Source organism: Hydrocarboniphaga effusa AP103 (assembly GCF_000271305.1).
Classification (GTDB): domain Bacteria; phylum Pseudomonadota; class Gammaproteobacteria; order Nevskiales; family Nevskiaceae; genus Hydrocarboniphaga; species Hydrocarboniphaga effusa.
Window position 1 is genome coordinate 661,221 of sequence record NZ_AKGD01000001.1, and the last position, 23,599, is coordinate 684,819.

General features: G+C 61.0%; 18 protein-coding genes and 1 pseudogene. 2 read left to right on the top strand and 17 right to left on the bottom strand.

Features of this window, described 5'->3' with window-relative positions:
* Nucleotides 1-7: 7 nt before the first annotated feature.
* From WQQ_RS02945 to WQQ_RS02985, 9 genes are all read right to left on the bottom strand, one after another.
* Nucleotides 8-1,525, bottom strand: coding sequence for a 2-hydroxymuconic semialdehyde dehydrogenase (locus WQQ_RS02945; protein WP_007183566.1), 1,518 nt, complete (start codon nt 1,523-1,525; stop codon nt 8-10).
* Nucleotides 1,526-1,663: 138 nt separating this feature from the next.
* Nucleotides 1,664-2,596: a catechol 2,3-dioxygenase gene (locus WQQ_RS02950; RefSeq protein WP_007183567.1), complete on the bottom strand. Its 933-nt coding sequence runs from the start codon at nt 2,594-2,596 to the stop codon at nt 1,664-1,666.
* Between the two features lie 13 nt (nt 2,597-2,609).
* Nucleotides 2,610-3,035 carry a 2Fe-2S iron-sulfur cluster binding domain-containing protein gene (locus WQQ_RS02955; protein WP_007183568.1) on the bottom strand — a complete coding sequence of 142 codons (426 nt, stop codon included), beginning with the start codon at nt 3,033-3,035 and terminating at the stop codon, nt 2,610-2,612.
* Complete coding sequence (locus WQQ_RS02960; protein WP_007183569.1) at nt 3,035-4,093, bottom strand: NADH:ubiquinone reductase (Na(+)-transporting) subunit F; 1,059 nt, start codon at nt 4,091-4,093, stop codon at nt 3,035-3,037. Before WQQ_RS02960 ends, WQQ_RS02955 begins: the two co-directional genes overlap by 1 nt.
* An 8-nt stretch (nt 4,094-4,101) precedes the next feature.
* A complete protein-coding gene (locus WQQ_RS02965) occupies nt 4,102-4,464 on the bottom strand; it encodes a phenol hydroxylase subunit P4 (RefSeq protein WP_040452887.1) in 363 nt (120 codons plus the stop codon).
* Nucleotides 4,465-4,487: 23 nt separating this feature from the next.
* Nucleotides 4,488-6,083: an aromatic/alkene/methane monooxygenase hydroxylase/oxygenase subunit alpha gene (locus WQQ_RS02970; RefSeq protein WP_040453497.1), complete on the bottom strand. Its 1,596-nt coding sequence runs from the start codon at nt 6,081-6,083 to the stop codon at nt 4,488-4,490.
* A 21-nt stretch (nt 6,084-6,104) separates the two neighbouring features.
* Nucleotides 6,105-6,398 (bottom strand): MmoB/DmpM family protein, encoded by a 294-nt coding sequence (locus WQQ_RS02975; RefSeq protein ID WP_192812942.1) that lies wholly within the window; start codon nt 6,396-6,398, stop codon nt 6,105-6,107.
* A complete protein-coding gene (locus tag WQQ_RS02980; protein WP_007183573.1) occupies nt 6,395-7,393 on the bottom strand; it encodes an aromatic/alkene monooxygenase hydroxylase subunit beta in 999 nt (332 codons plus the stop codon). The genes WQQ_RS02975 and WQQ_RS02980 overlap by 4 nt, the downstream gene beginning before the upstream one ends.
* Nucleotides 7,394-7,420: 27 nt before the next feature.
* On the bottom strand, nt 7,421-7,690 hold the full coding sequence (locus WQQ_RS02985) for a phenol hydroxylase subunit (RefSeq protein WP_007183574.1): 270 nt from the start codon (nt 7,688-7,690) through the stop codon (nt 7,421-7,423).
* Nucleotides 7,691-8,326: 636 nt separating this feature from the next.
* On the opposite strand from WQQ_RS02985, the gene WQQ_RS02990 reads away from it, so the two are divergent.
* Complete coding sequence (locus WQQ_RS02990; RefSeq protein WP_007183575.1) at nt 8,327-10,189, top strand: sigma-54-dependent Fis family transcriptional regulator; 1,863 nt, start codon at nt 8,327-8,329, stop codon at nt 10,187-10,189.
* A gap of 79 nt (nt 10,190-10,268) precedes the next feature.
* Here the strand turns inward: WQQ_RS02990 and WQQ_RS02995 are convergent, their stop codons facing one another.
* The 6 genes from WQQ_RS02995 to WQQ_RS03020 all read right to left on the bottom strand — a co-directional run bounded on the left by WQQ_RS02995 (nt 10,269) and on the right by WQQ_RS03020 (nt 19,850).
* A complete protein-coding gene (locus tag WQQ_RS02995; protein ID WP_007183576.1) occupies nt 10,269-11,039 on the bottom strand; it encodes a ribonuclease T2 family protein in 771 nt (256 codons plus the stop codon).
* Between the two features lie 23 nt (nt 11,040-11,062).
* Nucleotides 11,063-12,439 carry a DUF1329 domain-containing protein gene (locus WQQ_RS03000; protein WP_040452891.1) on the bottom strand — a complete coding sequence of 459 codons (1,377 nt, stop codon included), beginning with the start codon at nt 12,437-12,439 and terminating at the stop codon, nt 11,063-11,065.
* Nucleotides 12,440-12,621: 182 nt separating this feature from the next.
* A complete protein-coding gene (locus WQQ_RS03005; protein ID WP_157534483.1) occupies nt 12,622-14,712 on the bottom strand; it encodes a DUF1302 family protein in 2,091 nt (696 codons plus the stop codon).
* Between the two features lie 53 nt (nt 14,713-14,765).
* Nucleotides 14,766-15,797, bottom strand: a complete 1,032-nt coding sequence (locus WQQ_RS03010) for a WD40/YVTN/BNR-like repeat-containing protein (protein WP_007183579.1) — start codon at nt 15,795-15,797, stop codon at nt 14,766-14,768.
* Between the two features lie 80 nt (nt 15,798-15,877).
* Nucleotides 15,878-17,272, bottom strand: a complete 1,395-nt coding sequence (locus WQQ_RS03015) for a DUF1329 domain-containing protein (RefSeq protein WP_007183580.1) — start codon at nt 17,270-17,272, stop codon at nt 15,878-15,880.
* Nucleotides 17,273-17,384: 112 nt separating this feature from the next.
* Nucleotides 17,385-19,850 carry an efflux RND transporter permease subunit gene (locus WQQ_RS03020; protein ID WP_007183581.1) on the bottom strand — a complete coding sequence of 822 codons (2,466 nt, stop codon included), beginning with the start codon at nt 19,848-19,850 and terminating at the stop codon, nt 17,385-17,387.
* A gap of 419 nt (nt 19,851-20,269) precedes the next feature.
* Here WQQ_RS03020 and WQQ_RS25175 point away from each other — a divergent pair.
* Nucleotides 20,270-20,524: pseudogene (locus WQQ_RS25175) on the top strand (phenylacetic acid degradation operon negative regulatory protein PaaX); the annotation flags it as partial.
* 119 nt (nt 20,525-20,643) lie between these two features.
* On the opposite strand, the gene WQQ_RS24810 reads toward WQQ_RS25175, so the two are convergent.
* On the bottom strand, nt 20,644-22,176 hold the full coding sequence (locus WQQ_RS24810; RefSeq protein ID WP_007183582.1) for a hypothetical protein: 1,533 nt from the start codon (nt 22,174-22,176) through the stop codon (nt 20,644-20,646).
* Between the two features lie 214 nt (nt 22,177-22,390).
* Entirely contained in the window at nt 22,391-23,428 is a 1,038-nt protein-coding gene (locus WQQ_RS03030; protein ID WP_007183583.1) for a helix-turn-helix domain-containing protein, read from the bottom strand.
* Nucleotides 23,429-23,599 lie beyond the last annotated feature (171 nt).

Sequence of the window (23,599 nt, forward strand, 5' to 3'; positions counted from 1 at the left end):
ACGGCGCTCAGAGCTTCACGCAGACGTTGCGCAAGTCGGTGTAGAACTCGAGCGAATGGACACCGCCTTCGCGGCCGATGCCGGACTGCTTCGAGCCACCGAAAGCGGTGCGCAGATCACGCAGGAACCAGCTGTTGATCCAGCACAGCCCCACGTCGATGCGCTTGGCGATGCGATGCGCGCGGGACAGGTTGCTGGTCCATACCGTGGTGCAGAGACCGTAGGGCGTGTCGTTGGCGCGAGCGATGACCTCCTCTTCGGTATCGAACGGCGCGATGTGGCAGCAGGGCCCGAAGATTTCCTCGCGGATCACCGCCGAATCCTCGGACAGGCCAACCCAGATCGTCGGCTGGATCCACGACCCGCCGGACAGATCGGTCGACATGTTCGGAATACCGCCTCCGGTCACGACCGTGGCGCCATCGGCACGTGCGCGCTCGTAGTAGGACAGCACTTTCGACCGGTGCTCGTGACTGATGAGCGGACCGATGCCCGTCTCCTTGTCTTCCGGTCTGCCGGGCTTGAGCGATTCGGCCTTCGTCTTGAGGGCAGCGACGAACTTGTCGAAGATCGGCCGCTCGACGTAGACACGCTCCGTGCCGAGGCACACCTGCCCGCAGTTCGCGAACGCCGCGCGCGAAATTCCATCCACCGCTGCGTCGAAATCGGCATCGGCGAAAACGATGCCGGCATTCTTGCCGCCGAGCTCGAACGATACCGGGCGCACGCCATTGGCGGCCGCCTTCATGATCGCCGTACCGGTGCGCGTCTCGCCGGTGAACGTCACTGCGTTGACGTCCGGATGCGAGGTGAGGAATTCACCCGCCGAATTCGGGCCCAGGCCATGGACGACGTTATAGACACCCGGTGGAATACCGACCTTGTTCATCACTTCGCCGAGCAGGGTCGCCGTTGCCGGCGTCTCCTCGGAAGGTTTGACGACCACCGCGTTGCCACAGGCGAGTGCGGGCCCGACTTTCCAGGTCATCAACAGCAGCGGCAGGTTCCAGGGGCAGACCACCGCGATCACGCCGCGCGGCACGCGCACCGCGTAGTTGAGCGCATCGCCACCATCCGGCGTGACCATTTCGAAGGTCTCCGTCGGCGTGTTCTTGATCGTGTCGGCGAATATCTTGAAGTTCGCGGCCCCGCGCGGAATGTCGATGTGCGAGGCCAGGCTGGCCGGCTTGCCGGTGTCGGCCACTTCGGCCGCGAGAAAATCGTCGAATCGGCGATTGATCTCGTCGGCCACGGCATTCAGCAATTCCACCCGGCGATTGAGCGACATGCTGCCCCAAGGGCCATTCAGAGCGGCTCGCGCGGCGGCGACGGCGGCGTCGACCTCGCTCTTGCCGCCTTCGGAAACCTTACCGAGCAGGGCCCCATCGATCGGGCTGTAGTTTTCGAACGATTTGCCACTCACCGATTCGACATAGCGCCCGTTGATGAAATGCGGGTAGCGAATCGATGAACCGGCCGCATGGGCCGGAAGTTGTGCTGACAGGTTTGATAGATCGTTGGCCATTGGTATTGTCCTCGCCTTGCGCCCCTTAAGGCTCGGCGAACTGTTCTGCGTTTTTCTCTCCACCACCGGACAGCACTGCCATCCGATGGCACCGCGTCACTGGCCGCCGTGCCCAAGCACGAGGGCCAGTGGCCTGCCTCAGGTGTAAACCGTCAGGAACGCATCGTTGATCTTTCGATCGTGGTAGAAAATCGCTGGCCCGAGCTGGTCGTCGGTCCAGGTGATCGTCGGCTTGTCCGGGTAGTAGATGTAGCCACCCGAGAACACTTCGTTGCGGTTGCCAGACGAGTCGAAGAAGTAGATCGTCTCGCCGCGGGTGATGCCGTGACGGGTCGGCCCGATATCGATCGACACCTTGCGCTTGGACAGGATGTCGGCCGCTTTGAGGATCTCGTTCCAGTTGTCGAGCAGGAACGATGCGTGGTGGAACTTGTTCTTGACCGGCTGGCGGATGAAGGCCACATCGTGCGGCTTGTTCGAGCAGCTCAAGAAGGCGCCGATCATCAGTTTGTCGGGACCGGCGAGAACCTGTTCCGCGACACCGAAGCCCAGCACTTCGACGAAAAGCTTCACCGTGCCGTCGAGATCGTCGCCGTAGAGCAGGCAATGATCGAAGCGGGAGGGGGCGATACCTCGCAAGCCATCCGGCCATGGATCCGGATTGGTGTAGCCGGTATTGCAGCCGACGACGTCCTTCTGCGAATACAGCTCCATCACGTGCCCGGTCGGAATCGTGAAGCGAAACCGCTTCCCGGTCGCCGGATGCTCTCCGGCCGCAATCCAGCTGAAATCGCTCGCCAGGCTCGAGGCTTGAAGGTCTCCCGCCAGCCGCTCCAGCTCGGCATCGGAGGCCACGCGCCAGCCCATGTAGTCCATGCCGGCTTCGTCGGCCTCACGCAGCACCACGCTGTGGTGGTCGGCCTCGTCCCAGGCCTTCAGGAAGACGCGGCCCTTGTCGTCGCGGGCCGTCTCGAAAAGTCCGAGCACCTCCACGTAGTGCCTGACCGCCTCATTCAGATCCAGAACGCGCAGGGCCACGTGCCCGGGGCGCAACACGCCAGTCATTGCCATGTATTTCTCCTTCCTATCCTGCGGCAGCTTCCGGCTCATGGCCGTCCGCCGCATGTTGGTTTCTGTTGATCGATGTCACCGCACGCAACATTTTTCCGATCACCTGCAGCTCGAGATCGCCCTTGGGGTACAGCTTGCAAGCCAATGCGATGCCCTCGTCCTGCTCCTCCTGATTGACACAAGCGCGGCTCATGCGTCCTGTTTCGTATTCGCCGGTGAGAACACGCACCTTGCAAACACCACAGCCGCCACCGCGACACCCAACCGGAATTCCTTTTCGCCCGAGCTGCTCCATGCCAGCGAGCACGTTCTGCCCGCTGCTACAGGTGACGACTTCCGAGGTATCGGCGATCAACACCTGATAAACCGTACCGGCCAACTGCGGACGCGCGAACGGAGCGGATTCGCGCGTCAGCGACTCTACGAGCGTGTTACTCACTACAAAGCCTTGAACAAAGGACTGCGTGCGGCGCTCGCATCCGCCTCGCTGAGAAACTTCTCGGTGAAGATGTCGCGCTCGAACAGCCGGCCCTGCATCAGCGTGCGGATACAGGCTTCGATCATGGGAGGCGGCCCGCACAGATAGGCGCGGCTGCCACGAAAGTCCTGCCCGTACAGCGAAGTGGCCGCTTCGTGCACGAAACCCTTGAAGCCATGCCAATCGCAGGACGGCGTCGGCTCCGACAGCGCCGGAACATAGCGAAACTGGGGATGCTGCTCGGCCAGCGATTGGAACAGATCGTCGTAGTACAGCTCGGTACGATTGCGAGCACCGTAGATCAGCGTGATGGGACGCTGGTCGCCCTGCTCGATCAGATCGAGAATCATCGACTTCGGGCTCGAGAGACCCGAGCCGCCCGCCATGAAGATGAGCGGACGCGGGTCGGATACTCGAACGAAAAAGCCGCCGAACGGACCAGTCAACTCCACCCGGTCACCGACGCGAAGGCGCTCGTGCAGGTAGGTCGTTCCCTTGCCACCGGGAACGATTCGGACGTTGAGCTCGATCTCGCGCGCCGAACTCGGCGGCTGCGCGAGGGAAAAAGCGCGCGGCCGTTCCTCGCCCGGGATGCGCACGTTGACGTACTGCCCGGCCTGGAACTGCAGTCCCTCGCCTTCGAGCTCGATGTGAAACGCCTTGATCGTGGGCGTCAGGTCGACGATCCGAGAGACCTTTCCGACGTAGTCCTCGATCACATGGTGCCGCGCATCGGGGTCTTCGTCGATCTCTGCTTCGATGACCAGATCGGCCTGCGGAATCGCACAGCAAGCCAGGCACTTTCCTTCCTCGCGCTCGAAATCCATCAGCGCGAAAGGCGATGCCTCGCCGATCTCCACGACACCATCGCGCACCTGCACCTTGCAGGTGGCGCACAGTCCATGACCGCAGGCGTGCGGTAGCCACACGCCTGCGCGAAGGCATGCATCCAGAACGGTCTGGCCCTCGGCCGCTTCGATGGTTCGGCCCAGCGGTTCGATGGTGATTTGATAAGTCACGATCAAACTCAGCTGCAGCTACCGTTGATGCCGGACAGGCTCGGTGCACGGAAGCGGATCACCGCTTTGTGGCCCAGGCCGTTCTCGACCAGACTCAGTGCCGGATCGGGCGTGAACGGCTGGCCCGAACGGAACCACTGCACCTTGTCCCAGCGAAGCTTCGGCGTATCCGGATGCTCCGGATACAGCGAAGGAATCACCTGCTCCGTCAACGCCCGGAAAGGCGTTTGCGGATTCACCGGAATGCACAGCGGGGCGCAGTACATCAAATGGTCTTCCCAACCGATGTACAGCAGTTGTTGTCCATGAAACTTGTCCACGCTATCCATCATCTGACCTCGATAATCTGGAACGGCGGCGATAACAGCCATGATGTGTCTCCGAATTCTTCGCGTTAAGCCGCTTTGGGCTCGACTTCATCCCGCGGACTGGCAGGACGCCCCGTCCACGATTCCCAGTTGCGACTGTCAGGCGATCCCTCGTAGTCGCCGCCGTCGTGTCCGACGTTCATGCCGTAGTAGCGCAGGACTTCCGCGAGCGGATTGAAATCCGGCGCGGTGGGATCGACATCGGCCGGGAAACAGTTGCCCTGATAGATCTGATGCACGGGCAGCCAAGCCTGGATGTACTTCTCGGGCTCGTCGCAGAAGATGTCCTTGCAACCATCCGAGCAGAAGTGGAACTTCTCGCCGCGATACTCGGTTTCGCGATAGCAGATCTTGGTCGGATCATCCGGCTCGGTGAAGAACATCGGAATCTGGCAGGTCTGGCACAGCATCGGTAGCGTGTTGTTGAAGAAGCGCTTGCCCTCCTGCTGCTGCTCGCGCCAGTACTCCAGGCGCGGTCGATACAGGCGATCGAAGCTGTCTGGATACTTTTCGGAGAGCCAGTCCAGCTCCTGGTTCGACGGCACCCAGGTGTGAAAAGCCGCAGCCTGGCTGTAGTTGTAGAAGGTTCCCCAAGCCTCGTGCGAGAGACGGTTCTTCTCCTTGGCGGCCACCTCGTGATACTTCGGCAGACGAATGCCGTAGCGGCTCAGATCCTGGAACAAGGCGCCACCGTTCTGCTCGAAGTAGGTGTCCCAGGCTTCGGACCACGACATCACGCGCTTGGGCAGCATGTAGTCCATCATCATCGCCACCAGCGTCAGCAGGCGATAACCGCGCCAGAACCATTTATCGACCCACTTCTGCACGATCGGCACGTTGGCCGGATCCTGCTCGAGCATGAACTTGACGATCTCCAGGCCCAGGGTCATGTGACGCGATTCGTCGGACTGTGCAGAGAATCCGAAGGTCACCGTCGCCATGTCGCCGTTGAAAGCGGCGCCCGACATGAAGGGCATGAACAGCAGGTTGGTGAGCACGTACTCGAACGAGAACGAAATCGCCGTCACGAACTCGAACGGGCCGGCCGACATCGCATCGTCGAAGTACGATTTCGGCACCGACAGGTACCAGACGCGGTCGTGCATGTGCTTGAAGTCATGCAGGCCGTTGAAATACTTGTTGTAGTGGCTGATCGTGTGAATCTGCGTCTGAGCATGACGCAGCTCGTCGATCGCCTGCATCTGGCAGGCGATGCGCGGGCCGATGCCGCGAAACATGCGGCCAGCCAGCGCGTAGCCGCGGTGCGCCGCGTACTCGAGCGGGCTGACGCCGGTCAGGAACAGCTTGAGCGTATTGATGTAGCGCGCATCGGTGACGTTGAACTGGCCGTTGTTCTGCTGGAACGCGTCGATGATCGCGTACAGCTTGCGCTCCTTCTCGCCCTGGTACTTCCAGTAGGCATCCATCGTCAGGCGGAACGGATCTTCCCATCCATCCCAGTTGTGGATCTTGATACCTTCGAACGTATCGAACGGGAAGATCTTGTCGACCGATTGATAAGTCGGATCCCAACCCAGGCCACGCGTCATCAACGCATAGTTTTCCTTGAGGCTGAGCTTACGCGGCGCCGTAGCGCTCTTGCTTGAAGTCGTCGTCGTCATGTTGTCGTCATCCACGGCCGATTACGCCGTCCTCCAGTGCAGAATGAATTCGTCTTCTGTTTCTTCGATGTTGCCGCCGATCGAGATCAGATTGATTTGAAGCTCGCGCAGATCGAAATCGCGCCCCACTCTTTCCTCTATCGATTCCCGGCGCACGACCAGACGCGACGGCGCGTCGATCTTCACCATGGCCGGAAATTTGTTGACGATCGCGTGAGGGTTGTCCGCTTCGATCGCTTCGATGATGGGTCGCGTATCGTCATTGGTCTGCAGGGCGACGAAGACCATCGGCTCCGTCTTCGGGGCGGCGCTCATGCCTGGATTCCCAGCTTCTGCACGCGCGCGCGCAGATCGGAGCCAAGGGACCCGATAGTCACCAGGGCCTGATCTTCCAGAAGCCTTGCGACCAGCGGCTCGATGGCCGTCAGCACTTCTCGGCTCCAGTGGTTGATCCACTCACCGATGACGGCTTTGTTGGCTTCGCTTTCGTTCACAGCCGTCTTGATCGTCGCGTCGACCCAGCGTTTGGTTTCATCGAACCAGGTGCTCATGAAGCCGGTCACCATCGACAACGCCGGCCCGTTGGCCGCTGAGAAGCGCGCGTCGTAGCGCTGATAGAACAGCGGATACAGTAGCCCGTCGATCACCAGGTTCTGGGCAATGAAGAGCTCGAACCAGTCTTGCACCACCAGGCTGTTCTCGATGCAGCGGCGCAGCGGCTGCCAGCTTCGATCGTCGCACCAGGCCTGTTTGGCCGCGTCGAGCGATGAACCGCTGTTGCCGTCAAGCAAAAGACCGATGCGGCTGATGAATTGCGCGATGCCCAGACGGTCCATCGTGTGATACATCGTGGCCTGGGTGATCGCCGCGCCCCAGCCGAGCGAGGTGATCTGGCAATTGTTCATGTTGGCCGCCCACTCGACATGCCGCAGCGGCAACAGAAAATTCGTCAGTTCGTCCACGACCGGCTTGTTCAAGCCGCGCAGCAGGCCGCGCTGTTCGACGAAGGCGATGTTCTTGTCCATCGTCTCCTGTTGCCGGCTACGTGCGACCGTGTAGGTGCCGTAATAGTATTGACGCGGATCAGTGAAGGAATACCAATCCCGCATCACGACGCGTGTGCGCTTCTTGTCGTACAACTCGTACTGCGGCTCCCAGATGGGCCGATAGTGGAAGTTGACTTCCGGCTGCAAGTCGAAAGTGGCCTCCTGATAGCGAGAGGCCGGCTTGTCGCTGCCGAGCCTGCGCGCGATGTGCGAAAACGTGTTTCGCAGCTGCGTAACTGAGGATGTTTTGATATCGATCTGCATTGATTCTTCTCGCTCCGATACGACGTTTTAGTCTGTGATTCCAGGCTGCCCGTAGCGCCATTTCTGCTGATCAAAGTCGATCGCCTCACATTGTTCGCGAGTGAGATAAACGACTTTGTTGCTGCGACAGAATTCTTTGTACTGCTCCAGAGGCAACGAAAGTTCGACGCCTAGTGCGGGCTCGCCGATCGAGAAATAGAAGTCGACGAAGCCGTCGGACCTCAATGTCCGGAACCGTACATAGCGCCGATCGACGTCGAACGGGTCATGAGGCGTATGCAGCTGATGCAGCGCCATCGCTTCTCCTCGCATTCATTCGCTCTGTCGTTGTCGTGGACATTCCGACGATGCTTTCTTTGCTTTCTTTTCAAATCGCTCGATTCGCGATTTGTTTGCGGTGGTATTGCACCAGCCATGCCATCTGCTTCGCAGGTCTGGCCAAGTCGCACATGCGTCGACACAAACTTCGATACAACAGCGACTTACCTATTTCCAGATCAATTACGGCCATTCGTTTGCATGCTGTGGCCACGCAGGAGACCTGCTTAAATGATTAAAAAAATCTTCGTTTCCCTCTTCCACTTTACGATTTGAAAACGCATGATCAGACTCAGAGCAGCGGGTTTGACTGCCAGTACGATTCGGCATCTTGGCGACTTGGTGCAGTGCAAAAAATGAGGGGCATCGGAAGTGCACCAGTGCATCGGAGACGAAGATTCATCGCGAAGACCCGATGGCTCCTCCGATACCTGCCACGAGTGAATGTGTCGAAGCCCAGGGCTTTTTTTTGCACAATTCGCCTTGCCAGGCCTCAAGCTGACGATATGATTCTTCTGCGGCGCAGAAGAGTTATTTCGCACTCACAACGAGGCGGAGAGACCCGAACGTTCAAGCTGGTCGAGTTCGACAGACGAGCACGGCCGAGCCGGCGACATGCCACTGACTTGTCCGGATCGCGATAAGGAAAACCAGAAATTGATCATGAACTCGGATGAAAGCGGTTTGCCCGCGCCTGTCCGTCCGCCCTCAGCGCACCCCAGCGCGACAGTCGATCAAATTCGCTATCCAGGTATCGCCGACCTTCTGTCCAGGCTGCATTTTTCGCCGGAAGACGGGCATATCTGGCTTCACGATCAACGCATGTTGATGCTGCATGCGACCGCGATGGGCGTGCTCCGCAGAGAACTCATCGAGAGCCTCGGGATCGAGAAGGCGCGCGGCCTGCTGACTCGCATGGGATACAACTCCGGCGCTCACGACGCCGAGCTGGCTCGACGTTTCCGCCCGGATGCGCCACTGACCGATATGTTCGCGGTCGGCCCGCAGCTGCATATGCTCGAAGGCCTGGTGGCCGTCGAGCCGATCAAACTCGAGATGGATATCGAAAAAGGCCGCTATTACGGTGAATTCCGTTGGCGCAATGCGTCCGAAGACGAGGAGCATGTCCGGATTTACGGCATCGGCGCAGAGCCCGTCTGCTGGATGCAGATCGGCTATGCCTGTGGCTATACCAGTGTCTTCATGGGCAAGCCGGTCCTGTACCGGGAGATCGAATGCAGGGCGATGGGCAACGACAGCTGCCGCATCATCGGCAAGCCCGCCGACGAGTGGGGCGAGGAGGCCGACGACGATCGGCGCTTCCTGAAAGCGCAGACCTTCACCGGCGGGGTCTCGAGTAAGGATCGATCGTCGGAAGATGACGCGAGGAACGCCGCAGCTCCTTTCAAGGACGATTCGGTTGTCGGCGTCTCGGCAGGGTTCAACGCGGTGTGCCATATGGTGAAGCGCGTAGCATCGACGCGAGCGACCGTGTTGTTTCTGGGCGAAAGCGGAGTAGGCAAGGAAGTGTTCGCACGCACACTCCACCGCATCAGCGAACGTGCCGATGGTCCCTTCATCGCGGTCAATTGCGCAGCCATTCCCGAATCGCTGATAGAAGCCGAACTTTTCGGCGTGGAGCGCGGTGCCTACACAGGCGCGACGCAGACCCGCCCGGGCCGTTTCGAACGGGCCGACGGCGGCACGCTTTTCCTCGATGAGATCGGCATCCTGAGCCATACGGCACAGGGCAAGCTTCTTCGCGCCTTGCAGGAAGGCGAGATCGAACGGGTAGGCGGGGCCCAAACGAGGCACGTTGATGTCCGCGTGGTCGCTGCAACGAATTTGGATCTCAAGGAAGAGTCGCGTGCGGGACGTTTCCGCGAAGATCTCTACTTCCGGCTCAATGTCTTTCCGGTCGTCGTGCCGCCTTTGCGAAATCGCCGCGAGGACGTTCCGGTTCTCATGAATCATTTCCTGCGCAAATTCGCCGCGCGCCATGGACGCAATGTGCTGGGCTTCACCGCGCGCGCGATAGAAGCCATGCTGACCTATCCGTTTCCGGGAAACATCCGGGAGATGCAAAACATGATAGAGCGCGGGGTCATTCTCGCGCCCGACGGTGGCGCCATCGACGTCGGCCACCTTTTTGCCAGGGGAGAATACGCGGACAGCAGCTTGTTCGGCATCGGCAATGCAGGGATTTTGAGTACCTCTGCCGCGATGGATCAACTCAACGGTGATTCCGGAAACGAAGCGTTCGACCGTATCTCGCGCAAGGTAAGTGCACTTTTGCGCGGCGACGCAGCAGATGCCGCAGGCGCCGACACCATGTCGCTCGACGACATCGAAACCACGCTGATCAAAAGCGCGGTGGCGCGTGCCCATGGCAACCTGTCGGCGGCGGCGCGCATGCTCGGCATCACGCGCCCGCAATTGGCCTATCGACTCAAGTCGAAAGGCTTGCGGCATCCATGACGATGGGTCGTCGCCGGCCCTGTTCGCTGCACGGCCAGGCGCGACCTGTCCTGCCGGGCTGTCGTTGACCCGCGCACGCTCAACGAAAGATCTCGGTTCCGGCGCCTTTGCGATCCGGGCGCAGCGGCCGCAGCCAGATTTGCTCCGGGCAGTTGCCTTTCTTCGGGCATTGCACGAACTGCATTTCCGCGTCGAAGCAAACGTGGACCTCGGACAGCCATCGTGCCTCGCACTCGAGTTCGATGCTGTCGTCACTCATGTTCGCGTTCATGGCCAGGAACGAAGCCTTCACGTCGGCCGAACGCAATGATGCTCGACGTTCGATGCCGGCGAATTCCGGCGGCAATTCGACCCGCCGGCTCGCATAGTCCATCTTGGCGTAGTAAGCAGCCAGGCCGAGTTCGGTGCAGGCACCTTGCTGATACCATATGTAGCGGATTCGCTGCCGATTCGGAACCGTCCACATCCAGCGATCCTCTTCGGTCACCGGCAGCTCCACGTTCGGACATGAGTCGCCCAGTGCAGCATCGCCAACTTTCCTGGCGGCCTGGAGACCGAAGTTCACCAGGTAGAACTCTCCCGTGCATTGCGGTTCGGTCGACGCCTTGTGCTGCTCGCAGTATTGCGGTGACCACGATAGCGTCATCACCCAGCGATCATCGGCCGCTGACGCCGGAGCCGCTGCAAGAGCGCCGGCCAGCAAGCAAGCGCTCACGCCGAGATACCGCCTGATCAGCCTCTGCATCCCGTGCGATATCAATGACGGCTTCGGGACCGGTCGCCGCCGATGGCGAGGGCATTCGAGCCAGTGGGCGGAGCCACCCCAGGACATCACGCTGGTCTGGATCATTCGGTTCCTCCTGGAACGCCGCTTCAAGCCGTGCCGAGTCCTTGCAGAGCGCTCTGTGTCAAATAGCGGCTGTAGATCGCGGGGTCGTTTGCGCGACTGCGATGGTCCTCGATCTGTTTGACCTGCTCCAACCTGGTCACCGTGCCGCTCTGGATGTTCGAGGCGGTCACATGCGTCCAGCTCCAGTACGGATGCTTGCCGTCCATCACCCGCTTGCCGCCACTTTCGTAGACCGAGTAGGCGCCATCGAAAGAACGATACGGCTTGCCCTGCCGATCGTAAGTCACCATGCCGACGACGACCTGGTTGCGCGCATCGAACCAGACGTGCTTCTTCGAGATCGGAGCACGCGGAAACTTCACCGGCTCGGCCTCGACGATGATGGCTTCCGGGATCAGCTCGACCGTCGAATCCCAGAACGTGTTGCCCTTCGGTCCACCATGCGTCTTGTGTTCCCAGTTCGGATGCTCGGCGTTCCAGCCGTTCGACATGCCGGCCAGGAAAGGGCCTCGTCCGACGATCCTGTAGTTGCCCCAGGTCAGCAGCGGATCGCCCGCGGCCCAGGCATCGGACAGATACAACGAAGAACCCGGCAGCAACGGCTCGAAGCGCTGATCGCTCGGCAGTTGCCGAACGCGCCGAAACTCCGGCACGTAGGTGTACAGGCTCGGGAACGTGCCATGGTCGTAATCCCAGATGCTCAGGAACGAGGTGCCCCTGAACGTAAATGGCTTGGTGAAGAACACGCTCTGATAGCGCAGCAGGTTCTCGTGCCCGGGCCAGTACGGCTTGGGATCCATCACCACGCGGCCGATCGGCGACAGCTCGGCCCAGCCGCCCGCATAGGCGAAGCGAACCGCGCCGTCCGCGTCGACCTCGCTCACGTTGATCGCGTAGAACGAGGCGTCGTGCCGGCCCCAGCTCAGGGTTTGCGCAGCGAACAGCTCGATCCCGCTCTTCGGATCGGGAAACGGATTGCCGCCGATCCAGGGTTTGCCATCGGCGTTGACGACGTTGCTCCTGGCATCGAAGCGCGCCTTGCCCGCGTTCGCGAGCGTGGCCTCGACGTATTCCCAGGGCGAGGTCTTCATCACGTCGGTCGTCGTCGCCGCGACTTTCAGCTTGCGGCCCTGCTCGACGATCTGCCGATAGCGGATCGGCTCGAGCAGATCCTTGACCGCCTCGACGTTGCTGTCGGTGATGAAATCACCGGTCTTGATGCGTCCCTTGGTGTACGCCTCGATCGACAGCAACTCGGCGGGATAGGCGGCAGCGATGTCGCCTTTGTCGGCGATCGCTTTCGACAACGGCATCAGCACGCCGGTCGACAGCACACCCGTGGCGGCGTCGGCCAGGAACTTTCGGCGGCTGTAGCCTCGGTCGTATCTGCCTATGTGCATGCGTCTATCGCCACCGACACACTCGAAGAAAAAGGCCAGCGGAGCTTGTCTGGCTGGCAACAGGGACCGGCTTAGAGGAGTGCCGGACCATTCTCGTCACGACCGTCATCGGAAAGCGTCGCTGCGAATCGCTGGGCGGCGCTTCCGATGGCGGTCGATCCTTACAGGGCTCTTACAGCGTCTTACAGCGTGTAAGTGAAGCGAAGCGCCACTTCGTCGGCATAGTCGAACGCGCGCTGCAGCGTCGAACGGCCGCTGCCCCAGGCGCCAGCGTCTACATAGTTGTAGAACAAGTCGACCGAGATGTCGTTGCCGGGATTCCAGCGCACGTTGGGCTGCGCCAGCAGGCCACCTTCCGCGTCAAGAAGAAAGGCCCACTCGAAGATGAACTTTCGGTTCGGCGTCGGCTGGAAGCCCGCGAACACGAAGTAGTCCGCGCTCCCCAGGCCATCCGACGGGCGATACTCCTGGTTGCGAGCATTGCCGCCGTATCCGCGAAGATTCAGGCCAACGAGATCGCTGTCGGTTCGGTGCTGATACTGAAAGACCAGATAGGCCGCCGGGAACGCCTGGGTGTAGCGATACCATTTCTCGGCCACGGCCGTGAAGATGAATTCATCCGACTTGATCGGATTCGACGACAGATCGGGGCGGGTATAGGCCCGCTGCGGCGTGTACTGGACTTCGAGGTTCAGGATGATGGAATCCAGGAATGAACTCGGATCCGCCGAAGTCACGTAGGTTCCGCCGACTCCGAACACGTTTTCGCGGTAGTAATCGCGAGCCACGTTGCCCCGGATACTGCCTCCGGCGCCGAGGAAGAACGTGTTGAGCAGATGTGCGGTCTGTTCGGGATCCTGAACTTCGCTGGCGAACACATCCTGCAAGGCGGGGTACTCTTTGATGATGGTATTCACCATATCGAAGCCATCGAGGCGAACTCCCGCTGCCGACGAAAACCATTCCTTGGCGCTATAGACGCCGGCGGGCGCGATCGTTAACGGCGTATGAGAGAGTGCTTCTCCCACGCTGCCGTACATTCGGCATGTCGAGGGGTTATACAGCGCCCCGCAATTGGGCAGCTTGAGGGCGTAAGCGCTCTCAACGATGTTGCCGAGCAAGCCGCCGTAGAGGCCGTCGTTGATGCCGCTTTCCGTCCAGTGGAAGACACCGAGCGGGTTGTAGCGCCTGACCGCCATCGCCTGGTATCCCCAATTGCCGTAGTCCGCTTTCATGCGGATGCCATAGTCGATCTTGGTATCGTAGTTGCCCGTGTAGTAGTTATCGAGAGGCCGATAGAACTGGGCCGGCACCACGTTGAAGGGCGTGTTCGGGTTGCCGACGATGTCCGGCTGGAACTTGCCGACGAAGCCATCGGCGATCATCGTGTCCGTGACCTGCATCGTGCCGCGTAGCGCGATCTTCGAAACACGCTCGTCCTCGTACTCTTCGATCGCACGGTCGATGACGAGATGGCGACGATAATCGAGCCCGTTGGCGACGTCGAAGGTCCGGAAGAAGATCGCCTGCCCCCATGCGATCTGCTGGTTGCCGAAACGGAAGTCGAAAGGCCCCGTCTTGTAATTCACGATGAACGTCGGCAGATCGATCATGTAATTGCGGCCCGCGATTTCAAGCGGGTTCAGGTTACGACCGTTGCGTCCCTTCGCCTCGAAGAGATTGGCCTTGCCGGTATCGGCGTAGCGGTCGCCGCCGCCGCCCTTGATGCCGCCCTGCAGACCCGAGACATCATTCGCGTCGAACAGGTCGTACATCTCGGGGTCGTAAATGCCACGCAGACGGATATTGAGTCGCAGGTTCTGCGTGAACTTGGTGTCCATTTCACCGGTGAAACGGAGCGTGTTGTAGTTGTACTCCGTATCGTTCTGCGGAATGAAATCCGAGCGCTTGACCGTGTCGGAGAAGCCCGGGATCGGCACGTTCCAGTCGAGCGGCTGTGCGATGTTCAAGCCCGGAAGTCCGAGCACGCCAAGCGCGTTGTTGACGAGGCCAGTGCTCAATGCCGGTGGAACATAAGCCTGTCGCGGGACGTCGACGTCCTGGAACGGCATGTTATTCTGGTTGTACGGGTTCTGAAAGCTCGTCGTGCGATACGAGAAATCGGCACGAACGAGCGCATTGAACGTCGTCTTGTTCCACAGACTGCTTAGAAAACCGTCGGTATCGCCCCCCTCCTGGGCATGGGCCGGCGCACTGCAGGCGAATGCAGCAAAAACCGCAGTCACCATCGACTTCCTGACAAACACTTTCATTAATGTGTCTCCCTACCGCACTGATCTTTTACTGAGAATTTCTAGAGATTTTTCTAAGGAACGAGACGAATCACGCGGCCGCTGTGCCCCACGCCGATGACTTCACCCGCTGCCGCCTGGTCGCTGTGAGCCACCGCGGTGTACCAGTTGAGGTTCAAATCCAGGCCGCCGATGGGCTCCCAGGTCTTGCCGGCATCCTTGCTCCGCATGCCCACGCGCTGGCCTACCACCACGACCTCGCCATCGGCGAACGAATCGACGCCAAACAGGTTGCTCGACGCAGGCGCCGGCAATTCCTGCCAGCTCAGGCCCGAGTCGGTGGTCGTGGCGACGAAACCGGACTGGCCGGCCGCGTAGCCAACGCCGTCCTTGCGGATCGCCATGGTGAAGATGGTCGGAGCAATCGCACCCTGGCTGGACGGGTGCTTGAAGACGGTCTGCCAAGTGCCGCCGCCATCGGCCGAACGAATGAGCTGACCGTATTCGCCGCCGATGATGACGCTGTCGTCGTCGCCCACCCGAACGACCCAATTGGTCGGCTCGTCGCGGACCACCGCATCGTCACCCGCGCCCCCATCGTAGATCTTGGCCCATTCCGGAGCGGCGGAGGCCCAGGTCTCGCCGCCGTCCGTCGACTTCAACAGCGTACCGAAAGCACCGGTGACGTACGCTACTCCGTGCGCATTCACATCCACCTGAAGCAGGCGTTGCTGCGTACCGCTCTCGACCTTCCGCCAGGCGCCGTTGCCGTCGCGGATCAAGATCAAGCCCATCTGCCCCACGGCGATCGCACGCGATCCGTTGCTGGCCACGTCGATCAACGCCAGATCCGTCGGCGCCTTTTCTCGAGTCCAGTTTTTGCCACCGTCCGACGAGAGCATGACCATGCCGCCATCTCCGACGGCCAAGCCATTGCTTCCGTTGAAAGTCAGCGAAAACAGGCGATCATGCGGCGTCGCCTGCATCAAGATCGCGTTCCCGCTTGTCGCTGCTGAATCGCTTGAATGGTTGGCTGCCGCGAACGCGGCGCCAGCGAGAGCCGTGGCGAAGCCGATCAAGGCAAACGCCGGTGGTTTTCGGTTCATGTCCCCTTCCGCCTTTTAACGATCTTTTCTTATGCACGCATGACCTGCCGCCGGCTGGCGACGGCAGGTCATGAGACAACTTATGCGCGACCGAGCGACTGCAACGCCTGCTGCGTGCAGTAGGTGTCGAAGAGCCAATCGGGATCGGCATTGAAACGGGCTTCCACGCCTGCGGCACCCTTGCTGTGATTGCAAAGCGACATGCGGCGGTTCTGGAAGTCGTAGATGTGCACATAAGTCCACGACCACGCCGGGCTCTTGCCGTCGGCGCCGACGATCAGACGCTTGCCATCCTTGCCGCCACCCTTGAACTGGCCGTGAGCCATTTCGAAGTTCGACCACAGCTTGCCCTGGCGGTCATAACGGATATTGCTGGCCGCCATGCCGTTGCGCACGTCCACATAGGCCACGCGCTTGGACACCGGAGAACGCGGATAACCCGTCGGCTCGCAGCTGGTGACGATCACTTCGGGCGCCATTTCATACGGCACGTCGAAGAACTTGGGATTGTCCTTCTGACGCGGCGGTTCCCAGTTGTCGTCGTGCTTGGAGAAGTCGGAGGCCCACGGACCGAGCATCGGCTTGCGCTCGACGATCTTGTGGTTGCCCCAGGTCAGGTAGGGGTCGCCGGCTGCCCAGGGATCGCTGAGGAACCAGACCGCACCGGGAACCAGCGGCTCGAAGCGCTGGTTGGCCGGGAACTGACGCACGCGCCGGAACTCCGGCAGATATCCGTAGAGATCCGGAATCTTGCGCATATCGTAGTTCCAGACGCTCAGGAACGAAGTTCCACGAACGTCCGGGCCGGCCGCGAAGTACACGCTCTGACGGCGCAGTTCGTTCTCGAGGCCGCGGAACAGCTTGCGATCGGCGCGCGCCGTGCTGTTCAACTCGACCCACTGGAAGTTGTAGTGATATTCCTGCTTGCCGGTCGCGCCGTAGTCCTTCTGCTCGATGACGTAGCAGGCGTTGTCCGCGCGGCCGATGTTCATGCACATGTTGGCCCAGACTTCCACGCCGCTCTTCGGATTGACGAACGGAAGACCGCCCTGCCACTTCTTGCCGTTTTCGTCGACCACGTTGCCGTTGGCGTCGAATTTACCGTGGTGACCCGACTTGATGTCGGCGAGCGTTGCTTCGTAATAGTCGCCGCTGACCAGCTCACGCGGGTCGAGGGTCGGTGCCTTGATACGGATCTTGCGGCCTTCGATGCCGGCGACCTGCTCGTACACACCCGGATCGAGCAGATGCTTGACGTGCTCGACGTTGTCTTTGGTGATGGTGTCGCCAACCTTGACCTTGCCCTTGGACTGAGCCTCGATCGAAAGGAGTTCGTCTGGATATGCCTTGGTGATCGACTGCTCCGCAGCGAGAACCTTGTCCAACGGCATCAGCACACCCGCGCCGAGGCCATAGGCAACGCTCTCCATCATTTTGCGGCGACCGTAATTGAAGTCGTACTTACGGATACGCATAAATTCCTCCTAGTCGAAAACGTGAATGCTTCTTGTGCCTGGTAAAAACCTATCTTTTCGGAGCCGCCGGACTCGACGGCTCCGAAGACATCTCTTGCTTGGGCGAGCGTGCTTACTTGCTCAATGAAGCTTCATTGAAAGGGCCCTTGCCGCTGGGTTCGCCCATCGAAGCCTTGAAAGCTTCCAGATCGATTCCCTCGCCGACCATGAGATCGGTGCGGGTGACGAAGCGCGGTTTGATCAGCCAGACCAGCAGCGGCAGCACGATCAGCGCGAGAACCATGTTGATCAGCATGATGGCCGCCAACAGAAGGCCCATGTCGGCCATGAACTTCAGATCGGACAGGAAGTACCAGGGCAGGATGCCGATCAGCATGATGGTGGCGGTGAACATGATCGCCTTGCCGGTGGTGGTCATCGCCTCGGTGATCGCGCGGCCCCAGTCTTCGCCCTGGTGCGAATACTCTTCGCAGATGCGCGAAAGCAGGTAGATGCCGTAGTCGATACCCACGCCCACACCGAGCACCGTCACCATCACCGAATTGATGTCCAGACCGATGCCCATCATGTGCATCGTGGCCAGCAGCAGGAAGTTCGACAGCAGGGTCGGAATCAGCAGGATCAGGGCCGCGATGAAGCTGCGGTAAGCGTACGTGGCGATGATGAAGATCGCGACGCAGCACAGGCCCACCAGAATCCAGTGATAGCGGTGCACGACGCTGTTCATCGCTTCCTGCAGCGCGATGGTTCCGGATGCCAGGCGGATACGCGTGTACTGATGATCCAGGCCGATCGAGTCCACCGCTTCCTTGGCGACCTTGAGTGCGCCGTTCACCGTGTCCTGCTTGTTGTCGCGGTAGAACAGCGACACCGTCGAATGCTGATAGTGGAAGTCGACCATGTCCGAGAAGTTCAGCGGATTCTGGCCGAAGGCGACGGCGGTACCTGCAGCGCTCACGGCACGATCGTTCGGGTCGAGCGGCAGCCAGGCCGGATGTCCACCGGAGTAAAGGCGGTTGCCCTCTTCCATGATGTCGGGGAACGAACGTGAGATGCGCGGAGGATGATCGCTGTTCTCCACCGAACGCTGGATCGCATGGGACAGGCGATAGACCTCTTCGGTACGCGCGGCGCGGATCTGCTGGCTGTCCGGGTCCTTCGATTCGAAGATGATTTCCAGCGAGTTCACGCCGGGGAAGTGATCGTTGATGTCCTTGACGCCGACGTTGAATTCGGAATCCTGCCAGAGCAGGTTGCTGCCCTCGACCGGATTGCCGATCGCGATCTGGAACGAGATGTAGATTCCCAGCAGCGACAGCGGGGCCACGATGAGCGCGGTGATTCGTGCGGTCTTGCCGTGAACCAGTCCGGCCATCTTCCCGAGCAGATCCTTCTGCAGCTTGTGAATGCCCTTTTCCTTTTCTCCACCGACGATCGCGTCGATGTTCTTCGGCGCCGGCAGATAGCACAGCAGGATCGAGATCATGATCACGCCGGTCGGAATCAGCCACACCGCCCACATACCGCAGAACAGGGCGAAGCGCTGCATTGCCGGAATCGGCGCGATGCCGATGACGAAGATCGCGATGATGTCGGTCATGATGCCGAGCACCGACGGCGCCATCATGCAGCTCAGCGTCGCCTCCGACGCTTTCAAGCGATCACGCAGGTGTCCGTAGATTTCGTAGTAGCGCTCGGTGTACTGAATGCAGTGTGAGAACGAACGCGCCACCAGAAGCAGCGGTACCACCATCAGCAGCGGCTCGATCGGCGATTGCAGCCAGCCCACGAAACCGAAGCCCCAGATCGCTGCCACCAGGCTGCAGATGATCGGCACGGTCACGCCGGTCACGTTGCGCATGTAGAAGATCAGCGCCAGGATTAGCAGCGCGAGGGTCACCGCGAAGATGATGTAAGTCTGATGCTGCAGTTCGTAAACCCAGCCCGTCAGCACGGGCTGGCCGACCAGACGAATCGTGTGCTTGTCGTCCTGTGCCTCCGAGGTCAGCTTGCGCAGCGCTTCGAACACCTTGCCGTAGTCGAGCTGGCGTTCGTGGAAACTCACGCGAAGCAGCGTCGCCGTCTCGTCGCCCGAGATCAGATAGGTACGCGCCATCGGCGAGAGTTCGACCTTGCGCTGCAGGTCGGCGAGCTCCTCCGGCGAGGTCGGCACGTGGTCACCCATCAGCGGCTGCATTTCGATACCGAAAGGCGTCGCTTCGGCGTAGTTCGCCTTTTCGGTCGTGATCGAGATGATGCGATCGTGGTCGACGCCATTGATCAAGTCCACCGCGCGCGTCAGGTCCCACACCTTGCGCAGCGTCTCGGCGTTGTAGATCTTCTGGCCGTCCGAGCGCTTGATCATGATGGTGACGGTCAGCGGATTACCGAAGTTCGGGTGATCTGCATACGTCTGCACGAACGGATCGTCCGCGGGCAGCAGGTCCGCAAAGATCGTCCGGATGTCCACGTGCGCCATCCCCATCGCGAAGAACGTGGTGATGGCGATGAAGAACAGTCCGACCGCAGCGCGGTAATTGATGACCCAGCGAGCGATCTTGGCGCGGAAGTTATCCATATTCCTTTTTCTATAACGATTCAGATTGCGAGCCCGGATCTCCCCCGGGGCTCGCAGTTCTGGACGAACATACGACGCAGTCCGGACTCGGCTGGCCACTACATCGGCTTGCCCGCTTGGACCGTCTGTCTCCTCGAGATTCGCCGTTCTCCACGAATGCACGTACGGCGACCTTCCTCCGTAGTTTTCTTCAGCACCACACAGGTCCGCTTGTCTCCGCGTGCAAACTCTTGCCTGTCATTGCACCGATCGGCGCGGCTTCCGAAACGCAATCCGGAGCCACTGTTCGTCAACGGCATGACGCGCCGAAGCGCTTCGGATTCCGGGGTTCCAGCGCGTTCGAATCCGCGCGCGCCAATCGTTCAACAAGGCAGCTTCATGTCGCCGAGATACGCGGCGAATTCTGATTGGGGCGATCCATGCTGGCCGGATGCGGGCCCGTCAACAGCCGGATCGAGCGTTATCTCGGGGAAGAGCAACCCAAGTCCGAGTCGCTGATCATTTCGGCCTTCGGCGGTTCCATTACGCCTCGCACGGACGGCATGTGGCTCGGTGAAATGATCGAGCTGATGGCGGCCTTCGGCGTCAACGGGCGTCTGGCGCGGGCCACCGCTGCCCGCCTCGTCAGCGAAGGCCGACTGGATTCGGTTCGCGAAACCCGGCGCAGTCGTTATGCATTCACACCGCGGGCCGTCGACGGTTCGCGCGCACTTATCGGCGTATCTATACGCCGCCACCGCTGCAGTGGGACGGCGAATGGACACTCGTCGTGCCGGCGCGCGGCCGGCGAAGACTATCGACTCGACCCGGCCGGCTTGCCGACGATGAACGCAGCCGCGTCCGGCTGCGGCAAGCGCGCCTGCCCTTGGCCTGAAGATTCCGGCACCGCCCGTTTCGGCCAAACCGGATCGACGAAGGCCCACCCCAGCAGATCGGGGTCGTCCCAATGCCGCTTGCCTTTGTTGGCGATCGGCATGTGTCCGATCTGGCGCAATGCACCCGCGTCGGCTACGCCACTCGAAAATCCCATCATCGGATCACGGCCTTGCGAGCCCCTCACAACGCCGTTGGGTCCGAACACGCTGCGCCTGGAACCGGTGGCGGTCTCGAGGGAGTAGAGTTCTTCGTAGGGCAGCAATTCGTACTCGCCGGCCGCTGCGTGCTGTGCCTGCGCTTCCGGAACGACGCGCCGGACCGCGTGCGAACCGCTCGCCAGCAACAAGGTCGCCGCCGATTCAGGGGCCATCGTCGGCGCGATGAACTGAGGCTCCACATCTGCACCGGAGCGCCGCGCATCGAGCGCCTGCACGGGATACCAGCGATGATCGCGCCCCGATCCATGCGCGCTGTCGTACACCAGCGGCCGCAGCGAGGGATCGAACGTCACCCGCCAGACGAAGCCATCCACGGGACCGGTCCTGGTCTCGTCGGGCGCGGCGAACCAGACGTAGTAGGAAACCTGGATGAGAGTCTGACCGCCGAACCGCGTATAGCCCAAGTGGTAGTAAACGGCGGGCAGCGACGTATCCGCTTCGAGCACAGCGCCGCCATACCGCAGGCGCGAGGGAACGTCATGACCGTCCGTGCCTTCGATCCGAAGACGCGGAGCATGGGCATAGGCCAGCGCACGCCATCCCGATCCGATCAAACCCGGAAAACCGAGTACGTTGACTTCGACCGCATCCGAAGCGGCCGTTTCCAGGAAGTCTTCGGTCGGCCGGGCAGTCCAGATCCGCGACGTCGCAGCGGTCTGGGCAGGAAGAGGCGCGCGATAAGCCTCGACCCAGGCGTCGCGTTCCGCCCTCAGGCGCGGCGTTCTTGCCGCCGCCGTCAAGGCATGCAGCCCGAGGATGCGTGCGACCGTCGAGTAGTCGTCGTCCGGTTGCACCACGCGCATCAGCCGTTCCCAGTTCCTGTCGTTCTTGAGTTCGACGTCGGCAAGGACACGGCCGCAATCGGCGAGGCGATCGCGCAGCACGGCGCGGTCGTAGTCGTTGAGGTTCAAGTTGTAGAGCTCGTATTCGCGAAGCTCGCGATCGAGTTCGCGCATGCGCCGCTGCCATTCCCAGATTGCGTCGCGGTCGGCGAGTTCGCCGCGCAACGACGCCAGCATTCGATCGGTACGCAAATACGGAAAGCCCGGGGGGCGGAAATACTCGGCATTACCCACGCCGGCTCCGGCGATGCGAGCGTCGGCCGCCGCGAACTCCTGGCGACAACTGTCATAGCCCTTGTAGAAGCCGGTGAAAGGAGACTTCTCAGGCGCCTGTGCGCAGCCAAGCAAGGTGAGCGAGAGCAAGACAACGACCCAACACAGTCGATCCATCGATCCCGCCTCCTCGTCTCGATCGCCAGGGCACCACGAAGTGCCCGAGATGCGAAGCTTTTTCGTTAGCCGGTCGCCGCGCCGATCTGGCCCCAGGCACTACAGATTTAACAAAGCGGCGTCACCCACGGTTGACGCCGCGTGCAAATAAGCAGCCATCGGGATTGCGATGCGCCTGGCCCGCGCTTCGCTCGTCGTTCGGCGCCGCTGGCCCTTAGGAAATGCGCGGCTCGGCATTGACGCCATCGATCGGCGCGGAGCGGCCGGCCGATGCTCGAAACTCCGTCGGCGTGGTGCCGAAGCGCTGCTTGAACAAGCGGCTGAACGTCGCGCAATCGGAGAAGCCGAAATCGAATGCGATGTCGGTGATCTTGCGCGTGGAGCAGTCCGTGACCAGCAGCTCTTCGGCAGCCTTGTCCAGTCTCACGTCGCGAATCAATTCGGCGGGCGTGATCTGGTGCTTCTTGAACAGCAGGTACAAGGCGCGCCTGGACATGAACAGCGACGCCGCGATGTCGTCCGCGTTCAAGTCCGGGTTGGAGATCTGCTCGCCGATGCTTTGCCTGGCGCGTTCGAAACGGTCGTTCGGACGGCGCTTGGGCGCCTGATCGCGCTGGAACTGCGCCAGTGTCGCAGTGAGCCGCCAGCGGATCGATTCAACCACGAGGTCGTGCTGGGCATCGGAGATCACGCCGGCATCCTGCGAGCCCGCGAACAGCGTTTCCAATGCGGCGCGTACCGTAAACCGGTCGCGCAGGCGTTTAGCACACACGACGCGGCTCAGTTTTGGCCAATCCGGAATCCAGTCGTGGGGAGCCGTGAACACGGCGAACGTCGCACCGGCGGATGGCCGGATGCCGCAGTACCGCGAGGCGTCGCAGAATGTCAGGGCGTGCCGGCCGACGGAGCATTCCTGGTTGTCCTGGACGACCACGATCGGCCCTTCGATCGGCCAGACCACGCAAACGAAACCGGATCCCGGCGAGGAGGCGAACATCTGCCGCGGCTTGGTGATATCGCCCGGCTCGATCTTGACGATCGAAAGCGAACATTCCGCCAGCCGAAACTCACGGGGCTGCGAACCAGAATCGGTTTCGGGCACTTCGGCATATTCGAGCCAGGGAAACCCCGCCCGGACCAAGCCTTTGGTGACCGTCAAACGCGAGAATCCGCGCTGCGACGGGTCGCCCCAGAGATTGCTCTGGGATCGACCCGAACCGCCGTCGTAAGCCGACGCCATGCTCCGGTTCATGATGCATGCTCCTCGTATGTTTTATGTTTTCGTCACCGCTTCGCTCTCTGGCGAAGACCTGATACAGGCCGATAATGACTACGTCGGCATTCTCGATGCCGGATGCAGGGGCTTGGGGCCGTCCAGCATCCGTCTAGCGCTCCATCGCGTTCTGCGCGCGATTCCCGCCAG

What these genes read in the sequence shown, in the direction of transcription:
- WQQ_RS02945 (WP_007183566.1), bottom strand. Translation starts at nt 1,525, where the DNA reads ATGGCCAACGATCTATCAAACCTGTCAGCACAACTTCCGGCCCATGCG.
- WQQ_RS02950 (WP_007183567.1), bottom strand. Translation starts at nt 2,596, where the DNA reads ATGGCAATGACTGGCGTGTTGCGCCCCGGGCACGTGGCCCTGCGCGTT.
- WQQ_RS02965 (WP_040452887.1), bottom strand. Translation starts at nt 4,464, where the DNA reads ATGGCTGTTATCGCCGCCGTTCCAGATTATCGAGGTCAGATGATGGAT.
- WQQ_RS02970 (WP_040453497.1), bottom strand. Translation starts at nt 6,083, where the DNA reads ATGACGACGACGACTTCAAGCAAGAGCGCTACGGCGCCGCGTAAGCTC.
- WQQ_RS02975 (WP_192812942.1), bottom strand. Translation starts at nt 6,398, where the DNA reads ATGAGCGCCGCCCCGAAGACGGAGCCGATGGTCTTCGTCGCCCTGCAG.
- WQQ_RS02980 (WP_007183573.1), bottom strand. Translation starts at nt 7,393, where the DNA reads ATGCAGATCGATATCAAAACATCCTCAGTTACGCAGCTGCGAAACACG.
- WQQ_RS02985 (WP_007183574.1), bottom strand. Translation starts at nt 7,690, where the DNA reads ATGGCGCTGCATCAGCTGCATACGCCTCATGACCCGTTCGACGTCGAT.
- WQQ_RS02990 (WP_007183575.1), top strand. Translation starts at nt 8,327, where the DNA reads ATGCCACTGACTTGTCCGGATCGCGATAAGGAAAACCAGAAATTGATC.
- WQQ_RS02995 (WP_007183576.1), bottom strand. Translation starts at nt 11,039, where the DNA reads ATGATCCAGACCAGCGTGATGTCCTGGGGTGGCTCCGCCCACTGGCTC.
- WQQ_RS03000 (WP_040452891.1), bottom strand. Translation starts at nt 12,439, where the DNA reads ATGCACATAGGCAGATACGACCGAGGCTACAGCCGCCGAAAGTTCCTG.
- WQQ_RS03005 (WP_157534483.1), bottom strand. Translation starts at nt 14,712, where the DNA reads ATGAAAGTGTTTGTCAGGAAGTCGATGGTGACTGCGGTTTTTGCTGCA.
- WQQ_RS03010 (WP_007183579.1), bottom strand. Translation starts at nt 15,797, where the DNA reads ATGAACCGAAAACCACCGGCGTTTGCCTTGATCGGCTTCGCCACGGCT.
- WQQ_RS03015 (WP_007183580.1), bottom strand. Translation starts at nt 17,272, where the DNA reads ATGCGTATCCGTAAGTACGACTTCAATTACGGTCGCCGCAAAATGATG.
- WQQ_RS03020 (WP_007183581.1), bottom strand. Translation starts at nt 19,850, where the DNA reads ATGGATAACTTCCGCGCCAAGATCGCTCGCTGGGTCATCAATTACCGC.
- WQQ_RS24810 (WP_007183582.1), bottom strand. Translation starts at nt 22,176, where the DNA reads ATGGATCGACTGTGTTGGGTCGTTGTCTTGCTCTCGCTCACCTTGCTT.
- WQQ_RS03030 (WP_007183583.1), bottom strand. Translation starts at nt 23,428, where the DNA reads ATGAACCGGAGCATGGCGTCGGCTTACGACGGCGGTTCGGGTCGATCC.